General features: G+C 63.9%; 15 protein-coding genes. 7 read left to right on the top strand and 8 right to left on the bottom strand.

Annotated elements, in window-relative coordinates:
* Positions 1 to 51: 51 nt before the first annotated feature.
* Positions 52 to 495: a MarR family winged helix-turn-helix transcriptional regulator gene (locus NCS03_RS25275; RefSeq protein ID WP_175980620.1), complete on the bottom strand. Its 444-nt coding sequence runs from the start codon at positions 493 to 495 to the stop codon at positions 52 to 54.
* Between the two features lie 145 nt (positions 496 to 640).
* On the opposite strand from NCS03_RS25275, the gene NCS03_RS25270 reads away from it, so the two are divergent.
* Positions 641 to 2,182 (top strand): DHA2 family efflux MFS transporter permease subunit, encoded by a 1,542-nt coding sequence (locus NCS03_RS25270; RefSeq protein WP_250530038.1) that lies wholly within the window; start codon positions 641 to 643, stop codon positions 2,180 to 2,182.
* Between the two features lie 83 nt (positions 2,183 to 2,265).
* Here the strand turns inward: NCS03_RS25270 and NCS03_RS25265 are convergent, their stop codons facing one another.
* The 3 genes from NCS03_RS25265 to NCS03_RS25255 form a co-directional block, all read right to left on the bottom strand.
* Positions 2,266 to 4,335: a putative bifunctional diguanylate cyclase/phosphodiesterase gene (locus NCS03_RS25265; RefSeq protein ID WP_008347756.1), complete on the bottom strand. Its 2,070-nt coding sequence runs from the start codon at positions 4,333 to 4,335 to the stop codon at positions 2,266 to 2,268.
* Positions 4,336 to 4,441: 106 nt separating this feature from the next.
* Complete coding sequence (gene cls / locus NCS03_RS25260; RefSeq protein ID WP_250503588.1) at positions 4,442 to 5,713, bottom strand: cardiolipin synthase; 1,272 nt, start codon at positions 5,711 to 5,713, stop codon at positions 4,442 to 4,444.
* A 78-nt stretch (positions 5,714 to 5,791) separates the two neighbouring features.
* On the bottom strand, positions 5,792 to 6,571 hold the full coding sequence (locus NCS03_RS25255) for a DUF4410 domain-containing protein (protein ID WP_250530037.1): 780 nt from the start codon (positions 6,569 to 6,571) through the stop codon (positions 5,792 to 5,794).
* 258 nt (positions 6,572 to 6,829) lie between these two features.
* Between NCS03_RS25255 and NCS03_RS25250 the strand changes: the two genes are divergently transcribed.
* A complete protein-coding gene (locus NCS03_RS25250) occupies positions 6,830 to 7,618 on the top strand; it encodes an SDR family NAD(P)-dependent oxidoreductase (RefSeq protein ID WP_250530036.1) in 789 nt (262 codons plus the stop codon).
* Between the two features lie 5 nt (positions 7,619 to 7,623).
* Here the strand turns inward: NCS03_RS25250 and NCS03_RS25245 are convergent, their stop codons facing one another.
* Positions 7,624 to 9,045: a UdgX family uracil-DNA binding protein gene (locus tag NCS03_RS25245; RefSeq protein ID WP_250530035.1), complete on the bottom strand. Its 1,422-nt coding sequence runs from the start codon at positions 9,043 to 9,045 to the stop codon at positions 7,624 to 7,626.
* The gene (locus NCS03_RS25240; protein WP_008347746.1) at positions 9,045 to 10,256 is read right to left on the bottom strand and encodes a putative DNA modification/repair radical SAM protein; all 1,212 of its coding nucleotides are present in this window, start codon (positions 10,254 to 10,256) and stop codon (positions 9,045 to 9,047) included. The genes NCS03_RS25245 and NCS03_RS25240 overlap by 1 nt, the downstream gene beginning before the upstream one ends.
* A 113-nt stretch (positions 10,257 to 10,369) precedes the next feature.
* On the opposite strand from NCS03_RS25240, the gene NCS03_RS25235 reads away from it, so the two are divergent.
* The 3 genes from NCS03_RS25235 to NCS03_RS25225 all read left to right on the top strand — a co-directional run bounded on the left by NCS03_RS25235 (position 10,370) and on the right by NCS03_RS25225 (position 11,627).
* Complete coding sequence (locus NCS03_RS25235; protein WP_008347744.1) at positions 10,370 to 10,591, top strand: hypothetical protein; 222 nt, start codon at positions 10,370 to 10,372, stop codon at positions 10,589 to 10,591.
* 107 nt (positions 10,592 to 10,698) lie between these two features.
* Complete coding sequence (locus NCS03_RS25230; RefSeq protein WP_250436385.1) at positions 10,699 to 11,019, top strand: hypothetical protein; 321 nt, start codon at positions 10,699 to 10,701, stop codon at positions 11,017 to 11,019.
* Between the two features lie 308 nt (positions 11,020 to 11,327).
* Complete coding sequence (locus tag NCS03_RS25225; RefSeq protein ID WP_008347741.1) at positions 11,328 to 11,627, top strand: hypothetical protein; 300 nt, start codon at positions 11,328 to 11,330, stop codon at positions 11,625 to 11,627.
* A 10-nt stretch (positions 11,628 to 11,637) separates the two neighbouring features.
* On the opposite strand, the gene NCS03_RS25220 is transcribed toward NCS03_RS25225, so the two are convergent.
* Positions 11,638 to 12,570: an aldose 1-epimerase gene (locus NCS03_RS25220; RefSeq protein ID WP_250530034.1), complete on the bottom strand. Its 933-nt coding sequence runs from the start codon at positions 12,568 to 12,570 to the stop codon at positions 11,638 to 11,640.
* Positions 12,567 to 13,367, bottom strand: a complete 801-nt coding sequence (locus NCS03_RS25215) for a phytanoyl-CoA dioxygenase family protein (RefSeq protein ID WP_008347737.1) — start codon at positions 13,365 to 13,367, stop codon at positions 12,567 to 12,569. Before NCS03_RS25215 ends, NCS03_RS25220 begins: the two co-directional genes overlap by 4 nt.
* 211 nt (positions 13,368 to 13,578) lie before the next feature.
* Between NCS03_RS25215 and NCS03_RS25210 the strand changes: the two genes are divergently transcribed.
* Together NCS03_RS25210 and NCS03_RS25205 are read left to right on the top strand one after the other, a co-directional pair.
* A complete protein-coding gene (locus NCS03_RS25210) occupies positions 13,579 to 14,667 on the top strand; it encodes a LacI family DNA-binding transcriptional regulator (RefSeq protein ID WP_008347735.1) in 1,089 nt (362 codons plus the stop codon).
* A gap of 138 nt (positions 14,668 to 14,805) precedes the next feature.
* Complete coding sequence (locus NCS03_RS25205) at positions 14,806 to 15,822, top strand: ABC transporter substrate-binding protein (RefSeq protein WP_008347733.1); 1,017 nt, start codon at positions 14,806 to 14,808, stop codon at positions 15,820 to 15,822.
* Positions 15,823 to 15,879: the final 57 nt, after the last annotated feature.

The following is a 15,879-nucleotide window of genomic DNA, read 5'->3' as shown; positions in this document are numbered from 1 at the left end:
ACGACGCTTGCGGACAACGTTAAAGCAATTGGCGATCCAAGCGCGGATGAATCACCGATCGACGATACGGCTCAGATTGCCGCGCACGCGTTGCAGAAGCGCGATCAATTGCTCGCTTTCCTGCCGGCTGAAGCCCGCGAGCGCTTCTGCTGCGATCTCGTCGCCGACGCGCCGCGCGCGGTCGAGCGCCTTCTCCGCCTTCGCGGTCATGCGAACCTGACGCTCGCGACGATCGTCGGGATTCGGGCGGCGCTCGATCCAGCCGCCCTCTTCCATGCGATCGAGCAGACGGCCGGCGGAAATCGGCGCGACTTCCAGCAGCCCGGCGAGCCGCGCCTGATTGACCTCGCCGTAATGCGAGAGATACGCGAGCACGCGGCATTGCGCGCGCGTCAGATTGAGCGATGACTTCGCCAGCACGTCGAAGCGGTTGCCGCACAGGCGGTCCACGTCCGCGACCAGAAAGCCGAAGCGTTTGTCGAGTTGGGTTTCCATCGCGCGATTATATGTAACGCCTTTCGATGCGCGCATCTCGTGTACACCCGGTAATTGACCGCATTGCGCGAGATCGCGGCCGCTCTATAATAAGCCTGCTTATCATCATCGTACTTACAAAAGCCGCCGCCTTGCGGCCACGTCCATGTCCCTCGAAGTCCCCACGGAACGCGCCGCAGCGCCATTGAACCGCGGCATGCTGACTGTCTCGATCATGCTCGCCACGCTGATCCAGACGCTCGACAGCACCATCGCGAACGTCGCGCTGCCGCATATGCAGGGCACGCTGTCGGCGTCCCAGGACGAAATCACCTGGGTGCTGACCTCGTATATCGTCGCCGCCGCGATCGCTACGCCGCTCACTGGCTGGCTCTCGGACCAGTTGAGCGTGAAGAAGCTGCTGTGTATTTCGATTGCGGGTTTCACCGTCGCGTCGGCGTTTTGCGGGCTGTCGGAGACGCTCACGCAGATCGTCGCGTCGCGGCTGTTGCAGGGCGTGTTCGGGGCGTCGCTCGTGCCGCTGTCGCAATCGATCCTGCTCGACATCAATCCGCGCGAGAAACAGGGCCAGGCGATGGCCGTCTGGGGCATGGGGGTGATGGTCGGTCCGATTCTCGGTCCGACGCTCGGTGGCTGGCTCACGGACAGCTACAACTGGCGCTGGGTCTTTTTCATCAACGTGCCGATCGGTGCGTTCGCGCTCTTCGGCGTAGTGACGTTTCTGCCCGCGCAGATCGCGCGCCGCGCGGTGAAGTTCGACGCGTTCGGCTTCGCGACGCTCGGCCTTGCGATCGGCGCGTTCCAGGCGATGCTCGATCGCGGCGAACAACTCGACTGGTTCGGATCGATGGAAATCCGCATCGAGGCGATTCTCGCGGCGCTGAGTTTCGTGTTCTTCATCGCGCATACGGCGACGGCCGGGTCGCGCTCGTTCTTCAAATATCAGTTGCTGAAGGACCGCAACTTCGCGACCGGAACGTGCTTCATCTTCGTGATCGGCGCGGTGATGTACGCGACGCGCGCGCTGTTGCCGCCGATGTTGCAGAACCTGATGAACTATCCGGTCGCGACGACAGGCCTCGTCACGGCGCCGAGCGGCGCGGGCACGATGATCGCGATGCTCGTCGCCGGACGCCTGCTGAAGCACATCGATGCGCGTGTGCTGCTGCTGTCGGGATTTCTGATTTCGGCGTTCGCGCTCTGGCAGATGATGCATTACACGATCGTGCTGTCGGCATCGGATATCGTTTCGCCGGGCGTGATTCAGGGCTTCGGGCTGGGACTCGTGTTCGTGCCGCTGTCGGCGCTGACGTTTTCGACGCTCACGCCCGAGTTGCGCGCGGATGGCACCGCGACTTACAGCCTGATGCGCAATATCGGCAGCAGTATCGGTATTTCGATCGTGCAGACGCTGATGACGCGCAACACGCAGGTCGCCCACGCGGACCTCGCCGCGCAAGTGACGCCGTTCAATCCGGCGATGCAGCCGATGCTGTCCGGCGGCTCGATGACGGACATGGCGATGCTCAATCAAACGATCACGCAGCAGGCTTCGATGATTGCTTATCTCAACGACTTCAAGCTGATGTTTGTCGCGACGTTGTTGGTGGTGCCGTTGCTGCTGCTGATCCGGCCGGCGAAGAAGACCGCGGCGGAGGAGTCGGTGTCGCATGCGGCGATGGATTGAGGTTCGTGTTTGCGTCTTTTGTGTGGCTTTCCTTTGGGCTCGTTTCGTGAAATCCTGATTTCACAGGATTCCACGACCAAAAATCAAACACCGACAGCAGCCTTCTCCAGCATCCCCCCAAACGCATCCGCCGACAAAGGCATCGCCAGCAAAAACCCCTGCATCTCATCGCACATCATGTCCTGCAAGCGATCGAGCTGCGACCCGGTCTCGACGCCTTCCGCCACGACATCCATATCGAGCGAATGCGCGAGCGCAATAATCGCCGATACGATCGCGCGCCCCTCCTGCCCGTTCTCATCCAGCCCGTTCGTAAAGAACCGATCGATCTTCAACTGCTTCGCCCGAAACCGCTGCAAATACGCGAGGCTCGAATATCCGGTGCCGAAATCGTCGATTGCGATCTCGAAACCGTTCTCCTGAAACGCGCGAATCATCTCGATGGTGCGCGGCGCGTCCTGCATCGCCACCGACTCGGTGATCTCGAACATGATCTGCTCGCTCTCGACGCCTTCCTCGCGCACGATCGTCATGATGTTCGCGACAAGATCCGCCTCGTGCATCTGCCGCGGCGACAGGTTGATCGCCACCTTCACCGGCGGACGCCCTTCCGCGCGCCAACGCGACATGTGCCGGCACGTTTCGCGCACGACCCAGTATCCGATCTGCACGATCTGTCCGGAACGCTCCGCGATCGGGATGAACTCGAGCGGCGTCAACGTGCCGATCTCCGGATGATCCAGCCGGATCAACGCTTCCGCGCCCGCCAGCTCGCCGCTTTTGCCTCGGAACTTCGGCTGAAACAGAAGATAGAAATGGCCGCCATTCAGCGCCTCGTGCAACGCCTGCTGAATCTGCAACGTCCGCACCGCCGCCTCGTTCATGCTCGCCTCGAAGAAGCGATAGGTGCTGCGCCCGCCGCGCTTCGCTTCGTACATCGCGACGTCCGCGTGCTTGAGCAGCGATTCGACGCTGTCGCCATCCTGCGAAAAGAGCGCAATGCCGATGCTCGGCATCACCTGCAACGGATGACTCCCGACGACGAGTCCCTTTTTCATCGTATCGAGGATGCGTTCGGCCATCTTCTCGGCATCCGTCGGCGCGTGCAGGTGTTCGAGCATCACGACGAACTCGTCGCCGCCCAGACGCGCCACCGTGTCGCCGCCGCGCACGCATTCCTGCAGACGTCGCGCGAATGCCTTCAGCACTTCGTCGCCGACCGTATGGCCCAACGAGTCGTTGATCGTCTTGAAGCCATCCAGGTCCATGAAGAGAATCGCGAAACGGCTGTCGCTGTGCCGCGCGTTTCGAATCGCGCGATCGATGCGCTCGTTCATCGTGCGGCGGTTCGGCAGGTCCGTCAGCGTATCGAAGGTCGCCATGCGTACGATCTGCCCGTTCAGCCGCGACACCGAACCTGCAAGCAGCGCCGTGCGCGCATCGAAGCGCGACAGCACGAGCGTGATAATCAGAATGGTCAGCGTGAATAGCACGACAGTCGTCGCGAGCCAGCGCGAGTCGATGTCGTTGGCCGCGCCGCAGATCGAGCCCGGCAGAAACTCCGCCGCCGCGTTGCCCGTGTAGTGCATGCCGGTGATCGCGAGGCCCATCACCAGCGCCGACCCGAGTCGCTTGGCGAGCACGTTCGTCTGGTTCGCATCCGAGAGCGTATGGGCGATCCACAACGCCGCCCCCGATGCGACCACCGCAATCACGATCGACGCCGCGAACAGCAGCGGATCGTACGTGATCGCGGGCTGCATCCGCATCGCGGCATCGCCCGTGTAGTGCATCGCCGCGATGCCCGCGCCCATCAAGAGACTGCTCGCGACGAGGCGCTTCATCGTCAAACGCCTGCTCGTAATGACGAGCAGCGCGAAGAACGACACGAGCACCGCGATGCCGAGCGACCCGGCGGTGATCTTCAGGTCATAGCCGAGCGGGATAGGCAATTCGAACGCGAGTACGCCGATGAAATGCATCGACCAGATGCCGATGCCCATCGACGCCGCACCGCCCGCGAGCCAGACGTGCCGCGTGCGCGACTGCGCAAGCGATGCGATGCGGCCCGAGATATCGAGCGCAGTAAAGGAAGCGAGCGTGGCGACTACGAGCGATGCCGCGACCAGCCAAAAGTTATAGGTGCCGTGCATGATTGCCGTAGACCGAGAGACCCGTTTGCGTGAGCGTCTTATCGGCTTTCGTCAGGCGATCTTTAGGCCAAGATGAGAAATATTCGCAACACGGAATGCGCGAAAGTCAAAGCTGCGGATCGAGCAGCGCGGCCACGCGCTCCAGCAGCTTCTCGGTGAGCGAACGGCGGCGCCAGTCTTCGAGCGTGATGCGTTTCGCGCGGGCGACGTCGTCATCGAAAATCGCCGTTTGCTGGCGCGCGAAGTCGCGGTCGTAGATGTTCAGATTGGCTTCGTCGTTCAGCTTGAAGGAGCGGCTGTCGAAATTCGTCGAGCCGACCGACACCAGATACTCATCGACGACGATCAGCTTGCAGTGGAACATCGTCGGCTGATATTCGAACATTTCGACGCCCGCCGCGAGCAGGTCGCCCCAGCACGCGCGCGATGCCTCGCGCACCGTATGCGTGTCGATGCGCTTGCCCGGCGTGATGATGCGAACCCGCACGCCGCGCCGCGCCGCCTCGACGATCGCGTTGATCGTCAGCTTGTCCGGCACGAAGTACGCGCTCGACAAGTGGATGGAACGCGTCGCCGCGGTGATCGCCATGAGGTACATCAGCTGCATGTCGTCGCTGCCGCCGGACGGCGAGCTGCTGAACATGTGCGCGAAGCCGTCGCCCGCATCGTCGATGTCCGGGAAATAGCGCGGGCCGTGCAGCACGTTGCCCGTCGTCTTGATCCAGTTGTCCATGAACACGGCCTGCATCTGCCCGACGGCCGGGCCTTCGACGCGAAAATGCGTGTCGCGCCAGTGCTTCTCGTCCTGCGCGTGTCCGGTCCATTCCTCGGCAATGCCGACGCCGCCCGTGAAGCCGATGCGCCCGTCGATTACGAGCAGCTTGCGGTGCGTGCGGTCGTTCATGCGGCCGAGCCCGGTCCAGTGCGGCTTGTGATACTGGATCACTTCCGCGCCCGCGTCGCGCAGCATGCGCAGATAGCGCTTGTCCATCTTCGACGTGCCGACCCAGTCGAGCAGCACATGCACCGATACGCCCGCGCGAGCCTTGTCGGAGAGCGCCTGCGCGATTTGCTCGCCGATCGCGCCCGACCAGTAGATGAAGGTCTCGAAGGTGATCGTCTCTCGCGCCGCGCGAATGCCTTCGAGCATCGACGGGAAAATCTCGTCGCCGTTCACGAGCACCTCGAAGCGGTTGCCGCCGACCACGGGCGGACCGAGCAGCAAGCCCATCGAACGGAGAAACTGCGGGTCGTCGCTCGCGTACAGCCGTTCGATCCTGTGCTCGATCTTCTTTTCGCCGCTCGTCAGATTCGCGATCACCAGCACGACGACGAGCGTCACGACAACGGTCAGGACAATCAGGGCAATCGTCGGCATGCGCGGCCTCGCGAAGCGAACATTCGTCCGGATTCTAGTGCAAGCACGTTCCGGACCGCGCAACGGCCGCCGCTTCCCTTAGCTCTTCGCCGGCATCCAGCCCTGCTCCTGGCCGAGCTTGGCGATCTGCTTGGCGATGGTGTCGCCGAGGCGCTTTTCATCGGACGACACATCCGCGTGCTTCGTCTCCGACACCGCGTGCAGCCCGCCCGACACCGCGAGCGATGTCGCGACGTGCCCCGCCGCCGCGCCGACGCCCGCCATTTCCGCGACGCCCGGCGCGTGGCCGCTGTCGGCTTTCGCGTCGAATTGTTCGAGCAGTTGCGGCACGCCGTTCGCGGGCTTGAGGACGAGCTGCACCGTCGCGCCGACCTTGCTTTCGCCCGCGCCGAGGCCGATCACCATGCGGCGGCGGCGATTGCCCGCATCGATCGTATTGATGCTTCCTTCGACGACGAGCACGCTCCGATCTTGCGGCGGCGGCACGTCGGCGCGGATCGCGGGCAGACCCATCGATTGCAGTTTGGCGACGATTTCGTTCGCGACTTCCTCGCGCGCCGCGATGGCGTCTTGCGTCTGCTTCCGCGCTTGCGAATCGCCGGACATCGCCGAGCCGAGCTTCGAAATCAGGCCGTGATTGTCGAGCTTGACGTCGTTCGCGTCGCTGGCGAATGCGTAGACGTAGATCGTGTCGGGGCGCACGGCGGGCGCAGCCGCGACGGTCTGCACGTACTGCCCGTACTGATTCGATGCCTGCGCCGGATTGCTCGCGCATCCCGCAAGCAGCGCCGTGCCGACGACGAAACCGGCGAGCGCCGCGCCGCGCACTTTCTTGAACAAGTTGATCGGGCTGGACATGTTGCACCTCCTGTGTGGATTCGTGGATGCGTGACACCGCTCGGTTCTCGCTGCTGCATCTGCTTCGTTTCACGCTGGACGCAACTATGGACGATGACCGCGGCGGAAGCCATCGAGCATTTATGTCGCGGGGTTTCACGGGCGGCAAAGGCTTGCCGGACGCGGCTTCAGCAACGTACTGCGCTTATGGCTAACATCCCGGAACGCGTCGTGGCGAAATCGCCGGCGCATTCCGCCAACCCAATCGAAGGAGCAGATATGGATCTCAAGATCGGCAACAAGCTCGCGCTGGTATCCGGATCGACGAAGGGCATCGGACATGCCATTGCCGTGGCGCTCGCGCGTGAAGGCGCGCGCGTGATCATCAACGGCCGTTCGCAGGCGTCTGTCGATGCGGCGCTGGCGAAACTGCGCGAACTCGTGCCCAACGCGCAGGGCGAAGGCTTCGCCGGCGACGTCTCCGACGCAGCGCAGGTCGACGCGCTCGTGAAGCGCTTTCCGCACGTCGATATTCTCGTGAACAACATGGGCATCTTCGATCCGAAGCCGTTCGAAGAGATTCCCGACGACGAATGGCTGCGCTTTTTCAACACCAACGTGATGTCGGGCGTGCGCCTGTCGCGCGCGTATCTGCCGAAGATGAAGGAGAAGAACTGGGGCCGCGTCGTGTTCATCAGCAGCGAGAGCGGCATTCAGATTCCCGTCGAGATGATTCATTACGGCGTGACCAAATCGGCGCAGATTTCGCTCGCGCGCGGCCTCGCGGAAACCTGCGCGGGCACCGGCGTGACCGTCAATTCGGTGCTGCCGGGGCCGACGAGTTCCGAAGGCGTCACCGAGTTCGTCGAGAAACTGTCGGGCGGCAAGAGCTTCGACGAATTCGAGAAGCAGTTCTTCGAAGAAGCGCGGCCCACGTCGATTCTCAAGCGCTTCATCACGCCCGAGGAAATCGGCAGCATGGTGGCGTACGTGTGCTCGGAGCTTTCATCGGCGACGAACGGCGCGGCGTTGCGCGCGGATGGCGGCGTCGTGCGCGCGGCGTTCTGAGCGCGCTAGGCCTTCAACGACGACGCCAGCTCCAGCGCCGCAACGATAGCCGCGACGGTTTTTTCGCGCGCGGCTTCGTCGTTCTGGCGCAGCGCGTAGGACGGGTGATACGTCGCGACGACCAGCTTGTCCCGATACGGCACGACGCGCCCGACATGCGCCGAAAGCGTCGCGCGCCGTCCGAAAAGCGCGGCCAACGCGGTCGCGCCGAGCGTGACGATCACCTTCGCGCCGACGTCATGCAGTTCCTGTTCGAGCCAGTACGAACAGGCTTCGACCTCCTGCTGCGCGGGCGTCTTGTGCAGACGGCGCTTGCCGCGCGGCTCCCATTTGAAGTGCTTCACCGCATTGGTCAGATAGACGTGCTCGCGCACGACGCCGGCACGCTGCATCGCGTCCTGAAGCAGTTGCCCGGCCGGTCCGACGAACGGCTCGCCCTTCAGATCCTCCTGATCGCCGGGCTGTTCGCCGAGCAGCATGATGCGCGCATCGGACGGACCGGCGCCGTGCACTGCCTGCGTCGCGTTGCGCCACAGATCGCAGCGGCGGCAAGTATCGAGCGATGTGGGCGCGTCCCGCTCCGGCTGCGCTGCGAGCGCATCGACCTGAACCGCCTTGCCGCCGAGCGCGCCGACGTTTTGCGCCTGCGCGACGCGACGCGCGCCGCCCCGCGCATCGCTGACGAGCTTCGGGATCAGTGCGCCTTCCGGCAGCCCTTTCCAGAAACGCACCGGCATATGCTGTTCGAGCGCGGATTCGTTCAGTCGCGCCGGATTGAAGATGCTGCGGTAGTAGGTCATCCAGAGCGCTTCGGCGGCATCCGGCAAGACCGCCGCATGATCCGACGCCAGCGCGCGGCCGCGCTCCAGTTGCAGGCGCTCGCCTTCGAACATCGCGGCGCCGTCGGGCGTTGCGATGAGCCATGTCGAGCGTCCCATGCGCGCGGCGAAATGCTCCGCGCCCCACGCGAGCACGTCGTGATCCGGCTCGTACCACGCGACGAATTCCGGCGCGCCGAGCGACGCGTCGCGCTGCCGGAAGCGCACATACGCGATCATGTCGTGCTGCGCGCGGCGCACCGCCTTCGCCATCTTGTAGAGGCGCGCGCCGTCTTCATCGGCGGGCGATGCCACCGAGCGGTCGCCCTGCGCCCAGCGCCACAGCACGCGATATAAAAAGCTCCAGCGGCGCGCGTCGCGAAAATGCGCGGCGTCTTTCAGCAGCGATGCGAGTTCGCGCGACACGCGGATAGGCGGCGCATCCGCTGCCTTCGCCGCTTTCGCCGATCGCGCCGACTCGTTGAACAACGCCGGCTCCGCCTGAGCCGTACGCCAATCGATCGATTCGGGCGGGAGCTTTTGCGCGAGCGCATCGAGCGCGGCGACGCGCCAGCCGTCGAATTCGTCGTCGATGGCGATGACGTGCATCAGATCAGCGAGAGCTGCACCGGGCCGGTCGCGAGCGCGCGCCGCAGACTGTCCGAAGGCGCTTCGTCGAGCGGCGGCCGGTAATCCGCCGTGACGACGAACGGCTTCACCTTGTCCATGCCGCAGCGCAGCCGCACGAGATCGTGATAGCGCACGCGCCGCTCGCGCCGCAACTCCACGATGCGCTTCGCGTTGCGCATGCCGATGCCCGGCACGCGCGCGATCATGCGCGCGGGCGCGGCGTTCAGATCGACGGGAAAGCGCTCGCGATGCGCAAGCGCCCACGCGAGTTTCGGATCGACATCGAGCGGAAGATTGCCGGCATCGCCGAGCAGTTCGGCGGCGGCGAAACCGTAGCCGCGCATCAGAAAATCCGCCTGATACAGCCGATGCTCGCGCAAGAGCGGCGGCGCTTTCGACGGCACGCCCGAGGGGCTGTCAGGAATCGGGCTGAACGCCGAGTAATACACGCGCTTTAGCTGATAAGAGCCGTACAGCGTTTCGGCGGTGCCGAGGATCGTGCGGTCGTCGGTTTCATCGGCGCCGACGATCATCTGCGTGCTCTGCCCCGCCGGCGCGAACTTCGGCGCGCGCGGCTCCGCTTCCGATTCCTCGCGCGCGACGCGGATGTTGCCCATCGCCAGCTTGATCGTGCGGCCGCTCTTTTCCGGCGCGAGCCGCTCGAGGCTGATTTCCGTCGGCAATTCGATGTTCACGCTCAGACGGTCGGCATAGCGTCCCGCTTGCGCGATGAGTTCGGGATCGGCATCGGGAATCGTCTTCAGATGGATGTAGCCGCGAAATCCGTGCTTCTCACGCAGCAATTTCGCGACGAGGACGAGCTGCTCCATCGTGTAGTTCGACGAACGAATCACTCCGGAACTGAGAAACAACCCGTCGATGTAATTGCGACGGTAGAAATCCAGCGTGAGCGTAACAACTTCTTCCGGCGTGAAGCGCGCACGCGGCACGTTACTGGACCGGCGATTGATGCAGTACCGGCAGTCGTACAGACAAAAGTTCGTCAGCAAAATCTTGAGCAGCGAGACGCAGCGCCCGTCGGGCGTGAAGCTGTGGCAGATGCCGGAGCCGGTGCTCGCGCCGAGGCCATCGATGCCGCGCGACTCGCGTTTGGGCGCGCCGCCGCTCGCACACGACGCGTCGTATTTGGCGGCGTCGGCGAGAATTTCGAGCTTTTCGGAGAGATCCATCTTGATTATGATACTGTATGTTTATACAGTACCTCACGAGAGGCGCGGAGTCAAAGGTAATCACGGCATCGCACGCTTCGCGCCTGCCCTCGCAATCCCTTTCGGAGCCTTTCATGCGATTCGACTACAAGACGTTTCACATCGACTGCACCGCCCATCACGACGAAGACGGCAGCTACTACGCGCACGCACGCATCACGCGTCCGGCGGACGAGCGCACCGCGCATGCGGAAGTATTCGAATCCGGCGAGCTGGATGCGTTCGCGAGCGAGTCGGATGCCGTCCATTGCGCGCGGGCGTGGGCCATCGAGTGGTGTGACGAGGCGACTGCATGACAATTCGATTTCTTCCCGCGGCACGGTGATTGCGCAATGTAATCGGCGACGCCGCAGCTTTGCGCAAGGCGGCGCGCATCGAGATCATTGATCAACGGGAGGAAACCATGAAGAACGCCAAGAGAAGTTTGATTGTGTCGGCCATGATTCTGGGCTTGTCGGGCGCGGCATTCGCGCAAGGCGCGGGCGGCGGTGCCGGCGGCGGCGGCGCGGGTGGCGCAGGCGCGGGTGGCGGCACGGCGGGCGGCAACGGGGCCGGTCAGGGCGGCACCGGAATGGGCACGCCGAACAGCAACGGTGTAACCGGCTCGACGTCGGGCGCATCGGGCTCGAACACGATGGATTCGTCCAAGGGCAGCAGCAAGATGCACAAGAAGGGCAGCTCGGGATCGAACATGTCGGGCGGCACCTCCGGCAAGTCGGAATAAACGTATTGAGTTTCCACGTTTCGGCGCGCCCGGACTTTCGCAAGTCCGGGCGCGTTTTTCGTGCTTCTTCTTTAAACCCGCACGCCTATCCCCACCAAGGTATCCCTGCCAGATAGGGATTTCTCGCGCCTTCCCATCGCCGTAAGGTAATCCCCGAGCGCCATTCGTCGCGCCCGGTGCGTCGTCATTTGTCGCGTCGGACGAAGCGAGCCCGCGCTCGATCCATTCATCCGTCCATCGGCAAAGCGGCAAGGAGTCCGAGACTCGCGTTCCCGGCTGCTTGTGCATTCGTTTCAAGGAGCTGGAACATGAAGGCAAAGATCAACCCGAAATTTCTCGCGATGATGGCAGCATGCGCGGTCGTGTCAGGAATCGGTGTCGCGCACGCGCAAGGCATGCCCGCCGATGCGCAGCAACTCGTCCAGACGATGCGCCCGATGTACATGTCGCAGGCCATGCCCGATGAATCTCAGACGCAAACCGCCGCGACGCCGCAACAAGCCTCCGGCGGCGACTCCGCGTATGGCGGCATGAAGCCCGCCTCCGCGAGCGGACATCGCGATAGCGACTGCAGCCCGGCGAACTGCAACGTTTTCTTCGGTCAGTAGGCGCGACGCCTTATTCCGTGTGAGTCGTCCAGGCGAATGTCGCGCTGACCGACTCGCCCGGTTCCAGCACCGCGCCGCCCTTCGCGGCGCGGTCGACATCGAGATTGACCCAGTCCGCCACGTTGCTCACCGGCTCAACGCAGAGCAAATCGGGATGCGACTTCGGTGCATACACCACCAGGGCATCGAACGGCGCTTGCGCGCTGAGCGTGACCGCGCGGCGTTCGTCGGGCCACGCGATCGTCGCCGTGCGCGACCAACCGGCGAAGTTGTTGTCGAGATCGAAGGCATCGGCGGACATGCCTTCTTGCGACGCCATCGCATCGACGCACGGATGCGCGCCCGCATGCGTGGGCAGCAGATCGGGCGTGCTGTGCCACATCGACGCGACGCGTGCGTGAACGCGCGTATTGCGCGTGCGCGGATAGTACGGGTGATGTCCCATGCCGAACGGCATCGGCCGATCGGACAGGTTGCGCGCGGAGAGCGTCACGCTTAGCGTGTGGTCATCGAGCGCGATGTCCTGCGTCGCCTCGTATGCGAACGGCCAGTGACGCGCGGCATCGCGCGAGGGTTCGTGCAAAAAATGCAGACGCGCGCGGGCGTCCGACACATCGCCGACACGCCACGGCAAGCGCCACGCGTTGCCGTGCAGCGCGTGCGCAAAGGCGTTGCCGTCGCCGGAAAGATCGATGAGCGCACCGTCGAACACGAAGCGCGCATCGCGGATGCGATTGCAGTACGGCAGGAGCGGAAAGCTCGCCATGCCGAGCGGATCGCGTGCGGCCAGCGCGGCGGGCGTCGCAGGACGCAACCAGTCGATCGTACGTCCGTCGCGCGTTTCGTCGAAGGCCGCGATCGATCCGCCCACGTGCGGCGCAAGCAGCACGCGCCGCGCGCCATGACGCAGTTCGACGAGCGGATCGGACGGCGCGGCGCTCAATATGCAAACTGCCGATAGCTTTCGTCGAAGGTGCGCGCCGTCGTTTCCACCTGAGGATTGAAGCGCAGCAGCCGCCGCGCGCGCGGAGGCAACGCGGCGAAGACGTCGCGCGGCACGTCGATATGCACCTCGGGCCGGAAATACCACGCGCGGCTGTAGCCGATCACGACCATCGGACGCGGCTCGCCGATGAGATTCGGCGTACCGCGATGCAGGCCGCGCACATCGCGAATCATCACGTCGCCGACTTTCATCGGCACGCGCTCGGCGGGGAAGCGCCCTGCTTCGAGACCGGCCAGCGCCTCATCGCGCGACATGCGATGCGTGCCACGCGTCGTTTCGAGCGGACCGTTGCGGTCATCGACATCGACGAGCGGGAAATTCACCGCTAGCTGAAACGAAGGCGTTTCCGGCGCATCGTCGAAGAGCGGCGGCGTATCGCGATGCCAGTCCTGGAACTCGGAGCCGAGCACCGGGGTGTCGGTGGCGAGCTGGCACATCACCGGATCGCGCCCGGCCACGCGTTCGACGATCCCGACGATGTCTTCATCGCAAAAGACTGACGGGTCAGCGAACTCGCCTTCGAACGGCAGCGTGACGTAATAGCGGCCCGGTCCGCGATTGCCGCTCGCCGACGCCTCGCGCGCTGCATCGACGTGCGGTTGCAGAAGCGGCGCGAACGCATCGCGCCATGCGTCGATCGTCGCGCGCGGGAAATGATCGCGCAGCAGCACGAAGCCGTCTCGTTCGAACGCTTCGGCGAGCGCGTCTCGCGCGCTCTCGTCGTACTTGCCCATGCACTTTCTCCTCGTTGCGAGTGCGAAAACAGAATCGCATGCGTGTAATCCGCTCGTCAATATTATTAGTAATAACCAGTGAAAACCCTGAGCAGAAATGACCAATAAAAACGTGCTTTCCGCGTCGTTCATCACTAATATTAGTGGCAAGTTTCTCCGGCCCGCGAGACAGGTTTCGCGCAGAGTTCAGCCGCCCGGCGCGGCACGCACAATGAAAAAATCTACGCAACGCCGCCCGACGATGACCGACATCGCGAAGCTCACCGGAGTCTCGCAATCGACGGTCTCGCTCGTGCTGAACAACGCAAGCGGCGCGAAGTTCTCCGACACCACGCGCGACAAGGTGCTGCGCGCCGCGCAAGATCTCGGCTATCGCATGACGCAGCGCGAACCGGTCGCCGCGCTCGATAGCCAGCGCGAGCGCAATCTGATCGTCTATCTCGCCGACGAGATTTCGACGAGCCCGCATCCGGTCGTGAGCATCGACGGCGCGCGGGACGCGGCCTTCGCCAACGGGCGCATGCTCGCCGTCTATTCGACGCACGGCAATGCGGAGATCGAGGCGCGCGTGCTCGACGCGACGCTCGGCAATCCGAACGTGCTCGGCGTGATCTACGCGACGGTCTATACCCGCCGCGTCACGCTGCCGGCCGTGCTCGCCAAGGTGCCGACCGTGCTGCTCAACTGCTACACGAGCGATGCGAGCGTGTCTTCGGTGGTGCCGGCGGAAGTGGCGGGCGGGCACACCGCGACGGATCATCTGCTGGCCGCGGGGCACAAGCGCATTGGCTATATCAACGGCGAGCCGTGGCAGGACGCGGCGCGCGATCGTCTGAAGGGCTATCGGACCGCGCTCGCCACAGCCGATCTGCCGTTCGCGCCGGAACTGGTGCGCGAAGGGGACTGGAGTCCCGACACCGGCTTCGAACAGACGCTCTCGCTAATGCGCGAGCCGAATCCGCCGACCGCGATCTTTTGCGCGAACGACCTGATGGCGCTCGGCGCGATCGAGGCGTTGAAGCAGCTCGGACTGCGCGTGCCCGACGATGTATCCGTGCTCGGCTACGACGATCAGGAAATCGCGCGGCATACGCATCCGCCGCTTTCGACCGTCGTGCTGCCGAACTATGAGCTAGGGCGCTGGGCAGTCGAGACGCTGCTGCAGGAAGAAGAGAACCGGGCCGCGGGCGCACCCGTTCGGCGTCGCACCGTGAAGCTGGACGGACCGCTGATCGAGCGCGGCTCCGTCGCGGAAAACACCGAGGCGAAACAGTTGGCCATTAATAATATTAGCGATTGATCGTTAATGAAATGCGCTGAAGCAATCGCCGCATTCGCACGGAACGCAGTACGCAGTTTGACTCTCGCAGCAGGCAGACCGGGCAACACCAAGCATCGGCGTCATTAGAAAAAGCCTAACCATTCAATGGAGGAAGACATGCTGTCGTTAGATAAGAAATCGCGCCTGGGCCTGCGCCCGCTCGCTGCCGCACTGACCGCCCTGACCGCACTCACGCTCGCGGCCGGCTTCACCGCCGCCCACGCCGCCGACGACGGCCTGCCGAAGATCCCGAACAAGAAGCCGTTGAAGGTCGGCTTTGCGCAGACCGAGAGCAATAATCCGTGGCGTCTCGCGGAGACGAAGAGCTTCAAGGACATCGCGGCGAAATGCGGCTGGCAGATGGTCATGACCGACGCCAACAGTTCCGCGGCGAAGCAGGTCTCGGACATCCAGAGCATGATCGCGCAGCACGTCGATCTGCTCGTCTTCCCGCCGCGCGAGGAAAAGCCGCTCGTGCCGGTCGTGATGCAGGCGAAGAAAGCGGGCATTCCCGTGATTTTGGTCGACCGCAACATCGATCAGTCGATGGCGAAGGCGGGCAAGGACTACATCACGTTCATCGGCTCGGACTTCATCGATCAGGGTCAGCGCGCCGCCGACTGGCTCGTGAAGGCGACCAACGGCAAGGCGACCATCATCGAGCTGGAAGGCTCGACGGGCGCGTCCGCCGCGAACGATCGCAAGAAAGGCTTCGACGATGTCATCGCGAAGAATCCCGGCATGAAGATCGTTGCGTCGCAAAGCGGCGACTTCGCGCGCGACAAGGGCCGTCAGGTGATGGAGACGCTCTTGCAGGCGCATCCCGACGTGACCGCGGTCTACGCGCACAACGACGAAATGGCGCTCGGCGCGATCGCGGCGATCAAGGCGGCGGGCAAGCAGCCGGGCAAGGATATCGTTCTCGTGACGATCGACGGCACCAAGGGCGGCCTCGAAGCGATCAAGGCGGGCGAGCTCGGCGCGAGCGTGCAATCCAGCCCGTTCTTCGGACCGCTCGCATGCGACGTCGCGCAGAAGTACGCGAAGGGCGAAACGGTGCCGCCGTGGGTGAAGGTCTCGGATCGCTTCTACGACAAGAGCAACGTCGACGCAAGCATGCAGTACGGGTACTGAGCGAAGTGTGTGTGTGACTTGCGGGCGTCTGATCGGAGGCGCTCGCTTTTTCATTTC

Origin of the sequence: Caballeronia sp. ATUFL_F1_KS4A, from assembly GCF_023630905.1 — a bacterium.
Taxonomy (GTDB): domain Bacteria; phylum Pseudomonadota; class Gammaproteobacteria; order Burkholderiales; family Burkholderiaceae; genus Caballeronia; species Caballeronia zhejiangensis.
This window is presented reverse-complemented; position numbering and strand designations above follow the sequence as displayed.

Coding starts and splice junctions, on each gene's coding strand:
- NCS03_RS25275 (WP_175980620.1), bottom strand. CDS start 495: ATGGAAACCCAACTCGACAAACGCTTCGGCTTTCTGGTCGCGGACGTG.
- NCS03_RS25270 (WP_250530038.1), top strand. CDS start 641: ATGTCCCTCGAAGTCCCCACGGAACGCGCCGCAGCGCCATTGAACCGC.
- NCS03_RS25265 (WP_008347756.1), bottom strand. CDS start 4,335: ATGCACGGCACCTATAACTTTTGGCTGGTCGCGGCATCGCTCGTAGTC.
- cls (WP_250503588.1), bottom strand. CDS start 5,713: ATGCCGACGATTGCCCTGATTGTCCTGACCGTTGTCGTGACGCTCGTC.
- NCS03_RS25255 (WP_250530037.1), bottom strand. CDS start 6,571: ATGTCCAGCCCGATCAACTTGTTCAAGAAAGTGCGCGGCGCGGCGCTC.
- NCS03_RS25250 (WP_250530036.1), top strand. CDS start 6,830: ATGGATCTCAAGATCGGCAACAAGCTCGCGCTGGTATCCGGATCGACG.
- NCS03_RS25245 (WP_250530035.1), bottom strand. CDS start 9,045: ATGCACGTCATCGCCATCGACGACGAATTCGACGGCTGGCGCGTCGCC.
- NCS03_RS25240 (WP_008347746.1), bottom strand. CDS start 10,256: ATGGATCTCTCCGAAAAGCTCGAAATTCTCGCCGACGCCGCCAAATAC.
- NCS03_RS25235 (WP_008347744.1), top strand. CDS start 10,370: ATGCGATTCGACTACAAGACGTTTCACATCGACTGCACCGCCCATCAC.
- NCS03_RS25230 (WP_250436385.1), top strand. CDS start 10,699: ATGAAGAACGCCAAGAGAAGTTTGATTGTGTCGGCCATGATTCTGGGC.
- NCS03_RS25225 (WP_008347741.1), top strand. CDS start 11,328: ATGAAGGCAAAGATCAACCCGAAATTTCTCGCGATGATGGCAGCATGC.
- NCS03_RS25215 (WP_008347737.1), bottom strand. CDS start 13,367: ATGGGCAAGTACGACGAGAGCGCGCGAGACGCGCTCGCCGAAGCGTTC.
- NCS03_RS25210 (WP_008347735.1), top strand. CDS start 13,579: ATGAAAAAATCTACGCAACGCCGCCCGACGATGACCGACATCGCGAAG.
- NCS03_RS25205 (WP_008347733.1), top strand. CDS start 14,806: ATGCTGTCGTTAGATAAGAAATCGCGCCTGGGCCTGCGCCCGCTCGCT.